General features: G+C 70.2%; 9 protein-coding genes. 7 read left to right on the forward strand and 2 right to left on the reverse strand.

Features of this window, described 5'->3' with window-relative positions; all coding sequences use genetic code 11:
- The 7 genes from ACIGKL_RS11940 to ACIGKL_RS11970 are packed head-to-tail and all read left to right on the forward strand — an operon-like array spanning window position 1 to window position 11,833.
- Window positions 1-1,122, forward strand: a complete 1,122-nt coding sequence (locus ACIGKL_RS11940; RefSeq protein WP_397486837.1) for a response regulator — start codon at window positions 1-3, stop codon at window positions 1,120-1,122.
- 9 nt (window positions 1,123-1,131) lie between these two features.
- Entirely contained in the window at window positions 1,132-4,527 is a 3,396-nt protein-coding gene (locus ACIGKL_RS11945) for a PAS domain S-box protein (RefSeq protein ID WP_397486838.1), read from the forward strand.
- Window positions 4,524-6,449, forward strand: coding sequence for an ATP-binding protein (locus ACIGKL_RS11950; protein ID WP_397486839.1), 1,926 nt, complete (start codon window positions 4,524-4,526; stop codon window positions 6,447-6,449). The genes ACIGKL_RS11945 and ACIGKL_RS11950 overlap by 4 nt, the downstream gene beginning before the upstream one ends.
- A complete protein-coding gene (locus tag ACIGKL_RS11955) occupies window positions 6,442-9,345 on the forward strand; it encodes a CHASE domain-containing protein (protein ID WP_397486840.1) in 2,904 nt (967 codons plus the stop codon). The genes ACIGKL_RS11950 and ACIGKL_RS11955 overlap by 8 nt, the downstream gene beginning before the upstream one ends.
- A complete protein-coding gene (locus ACIGKL_RS11960; RefSeq protein WP_021445650.1) occupies window positions 9,338-9,724 on the forward strand; it encodes a response regulator in 387 nt (128 codons plus the stop codon). Before ACIGKL_RS11955 ends, ACIGKL_RS11960 begins: the two co-directional genes overlap by 8 nt.
- The gene (locus ACIGKL_RS11965; RefSeq protein WP_397486841.1) at window positions 9,717-11,378 is read left to right on the forward strand and encodes a diguanylate cyclase domain-containing protein; all 1,662 of its coding nucleotides are present in this window, start codon (window positions 9,717-9,719) and stop codon (window positions 11,376-11,378) included. The genes ACIGKL_RS11960 and ACIGKL_RS11965 overlap by 8 nt, the downstream gene beginning before the upstream one ends.
- Entirely contained in the window at window positions 11,375-11,833 is a 459-nt protein-coding gene (locus ACIGKL_RS11970) for a GNAT family N-acetyltransferase (protein WP_397486842.1), read from the forward strand. The genes ACIGKL_RS11965 and ACIGKL_RS11970 overlap by 4 nt, the downstream gene beginning before the upstream one ends.
- Here ACIGKL_RS11970 and chrA read toward each other — a convergent pair.
- Together chrA and ACIGKL_RS11980 are read right to left on the reverse strand one after the other, a co-directional pair.
- Window positions 11,828-13,165 (reverse strand): chromate efflux transporter, encoded by a 1,338-nt coding sequence (gene chrA / locus ACIGKL_RS11975; RefSeq protein ID WP_397486843.1) that lies wholly within the window; start codon window positions 13,163-13,165, stop codon window positions 11,828-11,830. The genes ACIGKL_RS11970 and chrA overlap by 6 nt on opposite strands.
- Before the next feature lie 1,201 nt (window positions 13,166-14,366).
- On the reverse strand, window positions 14,367-14,896 hold a 530-nt coding region (locus ACIGKL_RS11980), incomplete at its 5' end, for a transposase (protein WP_397486844.1).

Here is a 14,896-nt window from a genome sequence, read left to right on the forward strand (position 1 = left end):
ATGCGCGTGCTGATTCTCGAAGACGATCCCTGGATCGCCGACCTGCTCAAGCAGATCGTCCTCAGCCTGCGCCCGGGGGCGCGGGTCGACTGCCGCACGCGGGTCGCCGATGCTCTCGCCGCCTGGCAGCAGGAAGCGGCGCAGCTGGTGATCTGCGACTGGAACCTGCCCGACGGCAGCGGCACCCGCCTGCTCGAGGCGGTACGTCGCAGCGACCGCACGGTGCCGCTGCTGATGGTGACCTCGCGCGCCGACCGCGACAGCGTGCTGGAAGTGCGCCCGCTGGGCATCAGCGCCTTTATCAGCAAGCCGTTCCAAGTGCCCAAGCTGCTCGACTGCCTGCAGCGCCTGCTGCCCGGCGACGACGCCGCGCCGGCGGCGCCACATAGCGACGACGACTTCGCTCGGCACCTCGGCGAGCTGCCGGCCGAGGCCCTCGACCTGCCGCTGCGCGACGAGCTGTACCGGCAGTTGCGAGATGCCGCGGCCGCACCGGGCAGCCTGCAGCAACTCGGCGAATACTGGCAGCAGGACCCGGCGGTGCAGGCGCGCTTGATCGCCGCGGCCAACAGCGCCGCCTACAACAGCGCCGGGCAGCCCTGCATCAGCCTGGCCGGCGCGCTGCAGCGCCTCGGCGCGGCCACCGCGCTGAACCTGATCCAGGGCCTGGCGCTGCGCCCGGCGGCGAGCCTGCAGGACGGCGCCCTCAAGGCCCTCGGCCAGGCCCAGCTACAGGCGCTGCTGCAGCTGCACCAGCGGGTCGGCGAGCTGGCCGGCGCCTGCCGCCTCGACCCGGCCCCGCTGCAGAGCGCCGCCCTGTTGCGCAGCATGGGCGAGCTGGCCGTGCTGCAGCAGGCGCAACTGTGGCGCCAGCGCGACCTGGCGCTGAGCGACGAACAGCTGCAGCAGGCGCTGCGCCAGCACAGCGGCGAACTGGCCAACCGGCTCAAGGCGCACTGGCGCCTGCCCATAGCGCTGCGCGAGCTGATCGGCGCCTGCTACGGCCTGGCGCCCGGCAACGCCCGCCGCGAGCCGATCCTGATGCGCCTGGCCAGCGCCGAACTGCAGGGCGCCGACGACCAGGAACTGCAACGCCTGCGTCGCCTCGCCGGGCTGGCCTGAGGCGCGCGGATGAGACGCCTGGCCCTGCTCCGCCACCGGCTTGCCGGCCGCTGGGACGCCAGCCGCTGGAATGCCAGCCACTGGGTAGTGATCGGCGGCAGCCTGTGCCTGGCGCTGTTCTTCGCCTTTCTCGGGCGCCAGGCGCTGCACGAGCGCGAGGCCCTCTGGCAGCTGCAGATGAGCAAGCAGGCGGAAGTCCAGCGCATGGCCCTGCACAGCACCCAGCACGGCCTGCAGGAACGCGCCCAGCTGCTCGCCGAAACCATCGCCGCCGACGCCTGGGTGGTGGAGCTGGTGCGCCAGGCCCACGCCCTGCCGGCCACCGAGCTGGACGCCCTGGCCAGCATCCGCAGCCAGCTCTACACCCGCCTGGCGCCGCGCTGGCGCAACCTGCAGGCACACCAGGCGTTTCGCCTCTACGTGCACCTGGCGCCGGACGTCAAGGTGCTGCTGCGGGTGCACGAACCCGCACATTTCGGCGACCTGCAGATCGGCTGGCGGCCGATGGTGCTGGAAGCGCTGCGCAGCGCCACCAGCCAGGCCGGCCTGGGCCTGAGCCGCGGCAGCATCGGCATGCGCGCCATCGCCCCGCTGCTGGTCGAGGGCGCCGGCGAGCCGCTGCAGGTCGGCGCCATCGAGGTGGCCATGGGCGTGCTCGACGACCTCGCCCAGCTCGACCGCGACCTCGGCAGCGGCGTCGCCCTGCTGCTGCGCGAGGAGCTGCTGCTGGGCTCAGGCAGCGGCGAGGAGCTGCGCGGCCTGGCCAGCGACCCGCAGCGCTGGCGGCTGATGGGCGCTTCGCGGCCGCAGGCGCTGGCCTGGCAACGCCGGCAGGCGCTGCCCGCGCCGGCCGCCGGCGACGCGGTGCGCCTGCTGGCCGACGGCGAACGCCACTACCTGCTCAACCAGATCGTCCTGACCAGCTATCGCCAGCGGCACGACCCGGCCACCGCGCCGCAGGCGCTGGCCCTGGTCTGGCGCGACGTCAGCGAGCAGTTCGACCTGCACCGCAGCGACAAACGCTGGCTGGTGGTCAAGTGGCTGCTCGCCTGGTGCGGCGCAGAGGCCCTGCTGCTGGTGCTGCTGCGCACCACCAAGCGCAGCACCCAGCAGCTGATGCAGCGCCAGCAGGCGGCGGTGCGCGAGGCGCGCGCCTACCTGCAGGCGCTGCTCGACTCGGCCACCGGGGTGTCGATCATCGCCACCGATGCGCAGGGCCGCATCAACCTGTTCAACTCCGGCGCCGAACGCCTGCTCGGCTATAGCGCCGCACAGATGATCGGCAAGCAGACGCCTGCGCTTATTCACCTCGAGGAGGAGATGCAGGCGCGCGCCGCCGAACTGAGCGCGCAGGTCGGCCGCCCCGTCGAGGGTTTCGAGGTGTTCGTGCACAACGCCCGCGGCGGCGAGCCGGAAACCCGCCAGTGGACTTACCGCTGCCAGGACGGCAGCCTGCGCCCGGTCAACCTGACCGTCAGCGCCATGTTCGACGGCAGCGGCCGGATCACCGGCTTCCTCGGCATCGCCAGCGACATCGGTGAACTGCAGCAGGCCACCCGCGCCCTGCAGAAGAGCGAGAGCCGCTTCCGCGGCCTGGTCGCCAACCTGCCCGGGGTGGTCTACCGCTGCGCCAACGACGCCGACTGGAGCATGCGCTACGTCAGCGAGGAGATTCGCAACCTCAGCGGCTACCCGGCCAGCGACTTCATCGACAACCGCGTGCGCAGCTTCTCCAGCATCGTCCACCCCGACGACCTGGCCATCACCTACCGCGCCGGCGAGGCCATCGAGCGCCAGGAAAGCTTCGAGCTGACCTACCGCCTGCGCCACGCCGCCGGCCACAACGTCTGGGTGCGCGAGAAGGGCCGCGGCGAGTACGACGGCCAGGGCCGGCTGCTGTGGGTCGACGGCTTCATCTGGGACATCAGCGAGCGCCAGGCCATCGAGGACGAGCTGCGCCTGAGCCAGCAGCGCTTTCGCAACGCCTTCACCACCGCGCCGCAGGGCATGGCCCTGGTCGCCCCGGACGGTCGCTGGCTGGAGGTCAACGACGCGCTGTGCCAGATGCTCGGCTACCCGCGCGCGGAGCTGCTGGCCACCTCCTACCAGTCCGTCACCCACCCCGACGACCTGGATGCCGACCAGGAGAACCTCGCCGACCTGCTGGCCGGGCGGATCAACGCCTGCCAGATGGAGAAGCGCTACCTTGACAAGCAGGGCCACGTGCTCTGGGTGCTGCTCAGCGTGTCGCTGGTGCGCGACGGCGAGGGCCGGCCGGTGCACTTCGTCGCGCAGATCCAGGATTTCAGCGACCGCGTCGCCGCCGAACGCGCGGTGCGCGAGCGCGAGCACTACCTGCGCACCCTGCTCGACAACGTCATCGACGCCATCGTCACCATCGACGAGGCCGGCCGCATCGAGACCTTCAACCACGCCGCCGAGCACATCTTCGGCTACCGCCACGCCGAGGTGGCCGGGCGCAACGTCAGCCTGCTGATGCCCGAGCCCTACCGCAGCGCCCACGACGGCTACATCCAGCGCTACCTGCGCACCGGCGAGGCCTGGGTGGTCGGCCAGAGCCGCGAGCTGGAGGGCCTGCGGCGCAGCGGCGAGCGCTTCGTCATGGAGCTGGCGGTGTCGCAGATCAGCCACCAGGGCCAGCGCCGCTTCATCGCGGTGATCCGCGACATCGCCGAGCGCAAGCGCATCGAGCAGATGAAGAACGAATTCGTCTCCACCGTCAGCCACGAGCTGCGCACCCCGTTGACCGCCATCGCCGGCTCGCTCGGCCTGATCAACGGCGGCGCCCTCGGCGCGGTGCCGCAGGCCATGCAGCAGATGCTGGCCATTGCGCAGAGCAACAGCCAGCGCCTCAGCGAGCTGATCAACGACCTGCTCGACATGGACAAGCTGGTCGCCGGCAAGATGCACTTCGAGCTGCAGGCGCAGCCGCTGCAGCCGCTGCTGGAGCAGGCCCTGCTGCACAACCAGCCCTACGCCGACCAGCACCGGGTACGCCTGCGGCTGCAGGTCGAGGGCGACGCGGCGGTGCGCGTCGACGCCCTGCGCCTGGCCCAGGTGCTGGCCAACCTGCTGTCCAACGCGGCCAAGTTCTCGCCGCCGGACGGCCTGGTCGAGGTGCGCCTGCAGCGTTGCGCCGAGGTGCTGCGGGTCAGCGTCGCCGACCACGGCCCGGGCATCCCCGAGGCCTTCAAGCCGCGCATTTTCAGCAAGTTCTCCCAGGCCGACGCCGGCGACACCCGGCAAATGGGCGGCACCGGCCTGGGCCTGGCGATCTGCAAGGAAATCGTCGAACGCATGGGCGGGCATATCGGCTTCGACTCGCGCGAAGGCCAGGGCGCCTGCTTCTGGTTCGAACTGCCCATCACCGGGAGCGAGACATGAGCCAAGCGCCGATCCCCCATAACGAACGCGAACGACTGGCCGCGCTGCAGGCCCAGGAGCTGCTCGACACCCCGGCCGAGACCGCGTTCGACCAGATCACCGCGCTGGCCGCGCAGATCTGCGCCACCCCCATCGCGCTGATCTCGCTGATCGACGCCGAGCGCCAGTGGTTCAAGAGCCGGGTCGGCCTGGACGCCGAGCAGACCGCGCGCGAGCTGGCCTTTTGCGCCCACGCCGTGGCCGCCGACGCGCCGCTGGAAGTGGACAACGCCCTGGAGGATGCGCGCTTTCGCGACAACCCGCTGGTCACCGCCGCGCCGCATATCCGCTTCTACGCCGGCATACCGCTGCACGACCGCCACGGCCTGGCCCTCGGCACCCTGTGCGTGATCGACCGCCAGCCGCGCCACCTCGATGCCCGGCAGCGCCAGCAGCTGCAGCACCTGGCGCGGCTCACCGGCGAGCTGTTCGAGCTGCGCCTGCAGGCGCGCCGCCAGGCCGAGCAGAGCGCCATGCACCAGGCCATGCTGGACAACGCCGGCAGCGCGGTGCTGGTGCTCGACCCGCAGGGCCGGGTGCTGCGCAGCAACCCCGAGGCGCAGCAGTTGCTGGAGCATTCGGCCGCGGCGCTGAGCGGCCAGCCCATGCCGCGCCTGCTGGTCGAGGCCGGCCAGTTCGAGCGCCTCTGCGCCGCCTGCGCCAACGGCCCGCAGAGCGCCGAGGGGCGCCTGCGCACGCGCGGCGGGCAGAGCCTGCCGGTGCGCCTCAACCTGTCGCCGATCCGCGCCGAGGAGCAGGCGCTGCAGGGCTACCTGCTGGTGGCCAACGACCTCAGCCAGCGCGACGAGGCGCGCCTGCGCCTGCAGCGCATCGCCGCGCAGCTGCCGGGGATGGTCTACCAGTACCTGCTGCGCGCCGACGGCAGCAGCTGTTTCCCCTATGCCAGCGCCGGCATCCTGGATATCTACGGCTGCGCCCCCGAGGCGGTCGCCGCGGACGCCGCGCCGGCCTTCGCCCGCCTGCACCCGGACGACGCGCCGCCGGTGCGCGCGGCCATCGCCCGCTCGGCGCAAGACCTGAGCACCTGGCACCAGGAATACCGCGTGCTGCACCCGCTGCACGGCCCGCTGTGGGTCGAGGGGCGCGCCGCGCCGCAGCGCCTGCCCGGCGGCGACGTGCTGTGGCACGGTTTCATCAGCGACATCAGCGAGCGCAAGCGCATCGAGCAGCTGCAGAACGAGTTCGTCTCCACCGTCAGCCACGAGCTGCGCACCCCGCTGACCGCCATCGCCGGCTCGCTCGGCCTGATCAACGGCGGCGCCCTCGGCGCGGTGCCGCAGGCCATGCAGCAGATGCTGGAGATCGCCCAGAGCAACAGCCAGCGCCTGCGCAAACTGATCGACGACCTGCTCGACATCGACAAGCTGGTCGCCGGCAAGATGCGCCTCGAGCTGCAGCCGCTGGCCCTGCGCGCGTTGCTGGCGCAGGCGCTACAGAGCAACCAACCCTACGCCGAACGCCACCAGGTGCAGCTGCGCCTGCTGCCCGGCGCCGACTGCCGGGTGCTGGCCGATGCCCAGCGCCTGGAGCAGGTGCTGGCCAACCTGCTGGCCAACGCCGCCAAGTTCTCCGTCGCCGGCCAGCGCGTGGAGCTGAGTGCCGAACCGCGTGAGGGCTGGGTACGCATCAGCGTGCGCGACCATGGCCAGGGCATCGCGGAAAGCTTCCGGCCGCGCATCTTCAGCAAGTTCGCCCAGGCCGACGCCGGCGACACCCGCCAGCAGGGCGGCACCGGCCTGGGCCTGGCGATCAGCAAGGAGCTGGTCGAGCGCATGGGCGGGCAGATCGGCTTCGACTCGACGCCGGGTCAGGGCAGCACCTTCTGGTTCGACCTGGCGCTGGCCGGGGGCAACCATGAATAACGCCACCGGGCTGCGTCTGCAGCTGCTCGGCCAACTGTTCGGCCGCGCCAACCTGCTGGCCTGGGGCGTGCTGGCACTGGCCCTCGGCGCCACGCTGCTGGCCTGGTACAACCTGCGCCAGAGCCAGGGCGAAGCGGCCGCGCGCCAGTTGGAGCTGCTCGCCGACGAGCTGAGCGAGGCCATAGTCCAGCGCATGCAGGGCCAGGAAAACATCCTGCTCGGCGCCGCCGCGCTGCTCGACGCCAGCGCCGAGGTCAGCCGCGACGACTGGCGTCTCTACGCCGAGCGCCTGCGCCTGGGCGAGCGCTACCCGGGCATCCAGGGCCTGGGCTTCAGCCAGGTGCTGCGCGCCGAGCAGCTGCCCGCCTTCGAGACCGCGCTGCGCGCCGAGGGCTTTATCAACTTCCGCGTGCGCCCGTTCGGCCAGCGCCCGCTGTACAGCGCCATCCGCTATATCGAGCCGTTCGCCGGGCGCAACCTGGCCGCCTTCGGCTTCGACATGCTGTCCGAGCCGGTGCGCCAGGCCGCCATGCTGGATGCCGCGCGCAGCGGCCAGAGCCGCCTGTCCGGGCGCGTCACCCTGGTTCAGGAAACCCACGGCCGGGTGCAGCCGGGTCTGCTGTTGTACGTGCCGGTGTACTGGCCGGGGCGCCCGCTGACCAACCCCGAGCAGCGCCTCGCCGCGCTGCGCGGCTTCGCCTACAGCCCCTACCAGGTGCACGACCTGATGCACGGCATCCTCGGCGGGCGCCAGCGCGAGCTGGACTTCGAACTCTACGCCGACTCCAGCGCCGCGGCCGACGAGCTGCTCTACAGCAGCCGCGGCGATACCCCGGCCAGCACCCCGGCCGACGCCCAGCGCCAGCTGGAGCTGTTCGGCCAGAGCTGGCGCCTGCACTTTCACCATGCCCCGGGCGCTCTCGCCCGCGCCCACCGCGGCGAGGGCTCGCTGCTGGCGCTCGGCGGCTGCATCGGCCTGCTGCTGTTCTTCCTGGTCGGCAGCCTCGGCCAGCGCCGCGCGCAGGTGCAGCAACTGGCCGAGCGCATCACCGAACAACTGCACCGCAGCGAGGAGCGCCTGGCCCTGGCGCTCAAGGGCAGCAACGACGGCTGGTGGGACATCGACCTCAAGGCCGGCAGCTTCTTCGCCTCGGCGCGCGGCTGGCAGATGCTCGGCCACCCCGAACAGGGTCCGCCGGGCTTCGCCGCCGACCCGCTGGGCTGGGAGCGCCTGGTGCACCCGGACGACCTGGCGGCGGCGCGTGCCAGCCTGATGCAGGCGCTGCGCCAGGGCGCCACCTACTTCACCATCGACTGCCGCCTGCTGTGCGTCGACGGCACGCCGTTGCCGGTGCTGTTGCGCGGCTATATCCAGCGCGGCGCCGACGGCTATCCGCTGCGCATCAGCGGCACCACCATGGACCAGAGCGAGGCCAAGCGCATCGAGCGACTGAAGAGCGAGTTCGTCTCCACCGTCAGCCACGAGCTGCGCACCCCGCTGACCGCCATCGCCGGCTCGCTCGGCCTGATCAACGGCGGCGCCCTCGGCCCGGTGCCGGAGAGCATGCGGCAGATGCTCGGCATCGCCCAGGCCAACAGCCAGCGCCTCAGCCACCTGATCAACGACCTGCTGGACATGGACAAGCTGGAAGCCGGCAAGATGCAGTTCGACCTGCAGCCCTGCGCGCTCGCCGAGCAGCTGGCCGAGGCCCTGGCCAGCAACCAGGCCTATGCCGCGCAGCACCAGGTGCAGCTGCGCCTGGCCGAGTGCCCGCCGCTGCGCGTGCGCATCGACGCCATGCGCCTGCAGCAGGTGCTGGCCAACTTCCTCTCCAACGCGGTGAAGTACTCGCCGCCCGGCGCCGAGGTGCTGCTGCACGCCGAGCGCCGCGGCGCGCGGGTACGGGTCGCGGTCAGCGACAGCGGCCCGGGCATCGCCGCGGCCTTCCGCGAGCGCGTCTTCGCCAAGTTCTCCCAGGCCGACGCCAGCGACAGCCGCAAGAAGGGCGGCACCGGCCTCGGCCTGGCGATCAGCAAGGAGCTGATCGAGCGCATGGGCGGGCAGATCGGCTTCGACTCCGTCGAGGGCCAGGGCGCCAGCTTCTGGTTCGAACTGGCGCTGCTCGCCGATCCGCCTACAGCGGCCGCCGATGGCGCGCGTCCCCGCCTGCTGGTGGTCGAGGACGAACCGGACATCGCCGCGCTGCTGCGCCAGCTGCTGGAACATGCCGGCTACCGCGTGCGCCTGGCGCACAGCCTGGCCGAGGCGCGCCGCGCCCTGGCCGCCGAGCGCCCGGCGGCAATCAGCCTCGACTTGCGGCTGCCGGACGGCGACGGCCTGCAGCTGGTGCGCGAGCTGCGCGCCGATGCGCGCTACCGCGAGCTGCCGATCCTGGTGCTCTCGGCCGCCTGCGAACAGGGCCGCCTGGCGCTCGGCGGCGGCGTGCCGGCGCTGGACTGGCTGAGCAAGCCGATCGACCCGCAGCGCCTGCTCGACAGCCTGGCCCGCGCCCTGCGCGGCCTGCCGGAGCGGCCGCGGGTACTGCACGTCGAGGACGACCACGACCTGCGCCAGGTGGTCGCCGAACAGGGCCGCGAGCTGGCCGAATTCGTCGCCGCCGAGAGCCTCGCCCAGGCCCGCCGCCTGCTCGCCGGCCGCCCCTTCGACCTGGTCCTGCTCGACCTCGGCCTGCCCGACGGCAACGGCCTGGAGCTGGTCGAGGAACTGCGCCGCAGCCAGCCGCAACTGCCGGTGGTGGTGCTCTCGGCCAGCGAGCTGGATGGCGCCCAGCTGGCCCGGGTACGCGCCGCGCTGGCCAAATCGCGCAACGATGGACAACACTTGCTGCAGCTGCTCACCCGCCTGCTACCCGCCAAGGAGACCGGCCATGACTGAACTCAAGCGCATCCTCCACGTCGAGGACGACCCGTCGATCCAGGCCGTGGCCAAGGTCGCCCTGGAGGCCGTCGGCGGCTTCCAGGTGCTCAGTTGCGCCAGCGGCCAGGAGGCCCTCGACCAGGTGCAGGGCTTCGCCCCCGACTTCATCCTGCTCGACGTGATGATGCCCGGCATGGACGGCCCGCAGACCCTGGAGCGGCTGCGCGCACTGGTCGACATCGGCGAGATCCCGGTGGCCTTCATGACCGCCAAGGTGCAGCCCGGCGAGGTGGCGCACTACCGCAGCCTGGGCGCGCGCGACGTGATCGTGAAACCCTTCGACCCCATGCAGCTCGCCGCCCAGGTGCGCCAGATCTGGAGCCAGCGCCATGGATAAGCACGAAGGCAACGTCATTCCCCAGGCCCTGCAACAGCACCTGCAGCAGCTCGGCCAGCAATTCGCCGAGCGCCTGCGCCAGGAACTGCCGCAACTGGCGCAGCAGGCCGGGCAGCTGCTCGACGCCGCCGGCGACGAACGCCAGCGCCTGCTGCAGGCCCTGCGCGACCAGCTGCACCGCCTGGCCGGCAGCGCCGGCACCTTCGGTTTCGTCCAGCTCGGCCAGCAGGCGCGCGAGCTGGAGCAGCAGGCCGAACGCTGGCTGGAACGCCTGCAGCGCCAGCAGCAGGGCCTCGGCGAGTTCGTCGCGGCCCTGCAGCAGCTGGGCAACCAGCCGCTGGCCGCGGCCGCCGTCGACGAAGCGCCGCCCCCGGCGCGCAAGGCGGCGCGCAGCGACAACGGCAGCCGCCACATCTACATCCTCGAGGGCGAGGCGGCGACGGGCGAAAGCATGCGCCTGACGCTGAACAACTTCGGCTACCGGGCCGAGCACTTCAACTCCATCGCCGGCCTCGACGCCGCCCTGCAGCAGCAAGTGCCGGACGCACTGATCGTCGACGTCCACCTGCCCGGGGAAAGCTGCAGCGGCCTGGACTATGCGGCGCGCCTGCAGCAGCGCCTGGACGCGCCGCTGCCGCTGCTGGTGCTGACCCAGCAGGACGACTTCGCCACCCAGCTGCAGGCGGTGCGCGCCGGCGCCCTGGGCCTCTTCGCCAAGCCGGTGGACATCCCGCAGCTGGAGAGCCGCCTGGAGCGCTGCTTCGCCCAGCAGCACGGCGAGCCCTACCGGGTGCTGATCGTCGACGACGACCAGGACCTGGCCAGCCGCTACAGCCTGGTGCTGCGCGGCGCCGGCATGCTGGTGGAGGTGCTGCGCGAGCCGGCGCAGATCTTCGCCCACCTGCGCGATTTCAACCCCGAGGTGGTGCTGCTCGACGTCAACATGCCCGACTGCACCGGCCCGGAGCTGGCGCAGATCATCCGCTGCAACGACGACTGGCTGCGCATCCCGATCATCTACCTGTCGGCGGAAACCGACATCGCCAAGCAGATGAGCGCGCTGATCAAGGCCGGCGACGACTTCGTCAGCAAGCCCATCTCCGATCATGCCCTGGTCGCCGCGGTGTTCGCCCGCGCCCAGCGCGCCCGCCTGCTGTCCAACGCCCTGGCCCGCGACAGCCTGACCGGCCTGCTCAAGCACGGCGACATCAAGGAACAGGTGGCCATCGAACTGGAGCGCGCGCTGCGCAGCGGCGACCGCGCCAGCGTGGCGATGCTCGACATCGACCACTTCAAGCGGGTCAACGACAGCCACGGCCACGCCGCCGGCGACAACGTCATCCGCGCCCTGGCCAACCTGCTGCGCCAGCGCCTGCGGCGCATCGACAGCCTGGGCCGCTACGGCGGCGAGGAGTTCCTCGCGGTACTGCCGGACTGCCCGCCGGAGCAGGCCAGGCTGATCCTCGACGAGATCCGCCAGCGCTTCGCCGAGCTGCGCTTTATCGCCGAGGGCGGCGAGTTCTCCTGCACCCTCAGCGCCGGCATCGCCGGCACCGACGTGCACAGCGACGCCGAGCAACTGCGCGAACGCGCCGACAAGGCGCTGTACGCGGCCAAGCACGGCGGCCGCAACCAGGTGCGCCTGGCCGAATGAGCCGCGCCCCAAGCCTGCACTGGCTGGCGAGCGCCCAGGCGCCGCGCCAGCTGCTGCTGGAAGCCGACCCGGATGCGGACAAGATCGAGGGTTACCTGCGAGACGGCCGCTGTCGCATCGCCCGGCTGGCCGGCGAAACGCTCGGCGCCTACGTGCTGCTCGAGCGGGGCGCGGGGCTGATCGAACTGATGAACATCGCCGTGGCGCCCGAGCAGCAGCGCCGGGGCCTCGGCCGCCTGCTGCTGGACGACGCCATCGCCCAATCCCGACTACTGGGCGCGCGACGCCTGGAGCTGGGCACCGGCAGCTTCGGCCACCAGCTGACCTTCTACCAGCGCGCCGGCTTTCGCGTGGTGGCGGTGGAACCGGATTACTTCCTCACCCACTACCCCGAGCCGCTGTTCGAGCACGGCCTGCAACACCGGGACCGGCTGCGTCTGGCGCTGACGCTATAGCAGCAGGTGCGCCGCCAACCCCACCAGGGCGCAACCGGCGATGGTCTCGATCACCCCGCGCTTGAACATGAACAGGGCCAGCGCCGCGCCCAGGGCGATCAGCGCCGAGGGCCAGTCGAAGCGGCCGGCGAAGCCCTGCGGCCAGAGCACGTGGTAACCGAAGAACAGCGCCAGGTTGAGGATCACCCCGACCACTGCCGCGGTGATGCCGGTCAGCGGCGCGGTGAACTTCAGCTCGCCATGGGTCGACTCCACCAGCGGCCCGCCGGCGAGGATGAACAGAAACGACGGCAGGAAGGTGAACCAGGTGACCAGGCAGGCCGCCAGCGCGCCGCTGACAAAGGCCGAATCGGCGCCGAACAGCGGCTGCCCATAGGCGCCGACAAAGGCGACGAAGGCCACCACCATGATCAGCGGCCCCGGCGTGGTCTCGCCCAGGGCCAGGCCGTCGATCATCTGCGTCGGCGTCACCCAGCCGTAATGGCCGATGGCGCCCTGGTAGACGTAGGGCAGCACCGCGTAGGCGCCGCCGAAGGTGAGCAGCGCGGCCTTGGTGAAGAACCAGCCCATCTGCGTCAGGCTGCCGTCCCAGCCGAACAGCGCGGTGAGCAGGCCCATCGGCAACAGCCACAGCGCGGCGCCGGCCGACAGGATCAGCGCCAGGCGCGACCAGCGAAAGCGGGTATGCGCCGGCGGCGGCGTGTCGTCGTCGATCAGCGCCGCGCCGTAGGACTTGTCCGCCGCGCCGTGGCCGCCGCCGACGGCGAAATGCTGCGGCGCCAGGCGCCCACCGAGATAACCGAGCAGCGCGGCGCCGAGCACGATCAGCGGGAACGGTAGCTGCAGCACGAAGATGGCGACGAAGGCCGCCGCGGCAATCGCCCACAGCCAGCGATTCTTCAGCGCCCGGCCGCCGATGCGCCAGGCCGCCTGCACCACGATGGCGGTCACCGCCGGCTTGATGCCGTAGAAGATCCCGGCCACCAGCGGCACGTCGCCGAAGGCGATATAGACCCAGGACAGGACGATCAGGATCAGCAGCGACGGCAGCACGAACAGCACCCCGGCGATCACCCCGCCCCAGGTGCGGTGCAGCAGCCAGCCGATATAGGTGGCCAACTGCTGCGCCTCCGGCCCCGGCAGCAACATGCAGTAGTTCAGCGCATGGAGGAAACGCCGCTCGGACAGCCAGCGGCGCTTCTCCACCAGCTCCTGGTGCATGATCGCGATCTGCCCGGCCGGCCCGCCGAAACTGATCAGCCCCAGCTTGAGCCAGAACCAGAAGGCCTGCAGCAGACCGACGGGGGCGGGTCGCTCGCCAACCTCGGACATCGAATGCGCTCCACGGGATAAAAATTGGCCGGCCACTATAGCCGCTGGCCATGACACCAGCATGACCTGCGCGGAAAATCACCAGCGCCGCGCAGCCCCGATGGCGCCTGGCCCGGCGCGCTTTTCCCGCATCTTATCCACAGCACTTTCCCCAGATTCTGTATATAAGCGCGCGGACCACCTCACGCCCGCCCGCCGCTGTAGAAAAATCGGGGCAAGGCATTGATCCGCATGGATATTCCACCTGGCGATAGCCCTTATAAAGCGCCCCTGGACAAAAACTGCACGGCCCCCGCCAGCCCGCCTGAGCGCTGGGCGGGAGGCGCTTTTGCGCAGGTTATCCACAGCTCTGCCAACAGATTCTGTGGGCGGTATGGGAGGCTGCGAGCCCTACCCTTCCGGGCGGATATCGATAGCGACGCAGGCGCAGTGGCATTTCGCCCACCCGACATGGACAGGCTCACCCTGGATGGAATAGTTTCGGGCTTGAATCTGCTGGCGCAATCGATCCAGCAGCCTGGGCTTGCCGTCATCCCTGTCGCGTTTCTCCCTGAGTGCTGTCGCGTTTGCCGCGACCATCTTTAGGCCAGACAAGGACTTACAGGACGACAAGGAAGGTTATGCGACAGCTGTCGTGGGCAAACGCGACAGCTATGTCGCCTAGTTAATAGTTATTTGCGTTGTTGGTTTTAAACGTGCCATTGGAAAGTATGTGCCGTGCCCACGCTTAGAAAGTGGGTCGCGTAATTCGCAGGGAGTGTTTCTGTTCCTTTTGCCACAACGAGTGAATGCAACAACAAACACCACTCGCCCCTGCATGAACTATTGCCTCTAAGAGAAATTGCTGAGAATATCGGCAATTGTAATTTTAACCGGTGCCATGGCTGGCTGTTTCTGAAACGCGGTTTTGTTCAACAGCAAACCATCACTCCAATAACAATACGTATATGGACTCTCCCCACAAGCGGTGAGGAATAGCTTTTCTAGCCTGTCGTCAGCGCGGTTGCACTCGTATATCCGGCCTGTGCTGGGCTCTATCGCCCTAGCCATTCTGTAGTTCGCACAGCGGGGGCCAAGCGTTCAAGCGATCACATGGATCAGCATTGTTATCGGCCTTGTTCCGCTGCAGGACTCGCCTGTTTCGACAGTCTCGCTTCTCACCACAACCACAAGAAAACCACCTTCCTGATTACCCCCGCCGTCAGGCGGGCCTTGCACTCTGCCAGTCGCCACTGAAGCGTCGCTCGTGACACCACACCGCCCAGCAGATACTGACCAGCTTGTTCGCCAAGGCCACCGTGGCCTTGTTGTGGCCGATCCGGTCGGCCGTCTGCACCGCCCAGAGCTGCAGCTTTGTCAGGCGTTCCGGGGTTCGCTTGCGACAGCGCTTGGCGGCCAACAATGCCGAACGCGCGCAGTGAGTCAGCAGGGTGCGAACGTAGGTGTTGCCCTGCCCGCTGATCTTGCCCAGCCGACGACGATGACCGCTGCTGTGTTCGCGCGGGGTCATGCCCAGCCAGGCGCTGAGCTGACGGCCATTGGCGAAGCGCTCGGGCTGGCCGACGGCATTCTTCACGGCGCTGGCCGTCAGCAGGCCAATGCCGCTGACCTCATCGAGCTTGCGCACGATCTCGTCCCCGGCGTGCCAGCGCTCGATGCGTGCTTCGCTCTCGGCCATGCACTGTGTGTAGAGATTGATCTCGGCCAGGATCAGGTGCAGCTCCGGGCACA

It is taken from the genome of Pseudomonas sp. NPDC077186 (genome assembly GCF_044543505.1).
In the GTDB taxonomy this organism is placed as follows: Bacteria; Pseudomonadota; Gammaproteobacteria; order Pseudomonadales; family Pseudomonadaceae; genus Aquipseudomonas.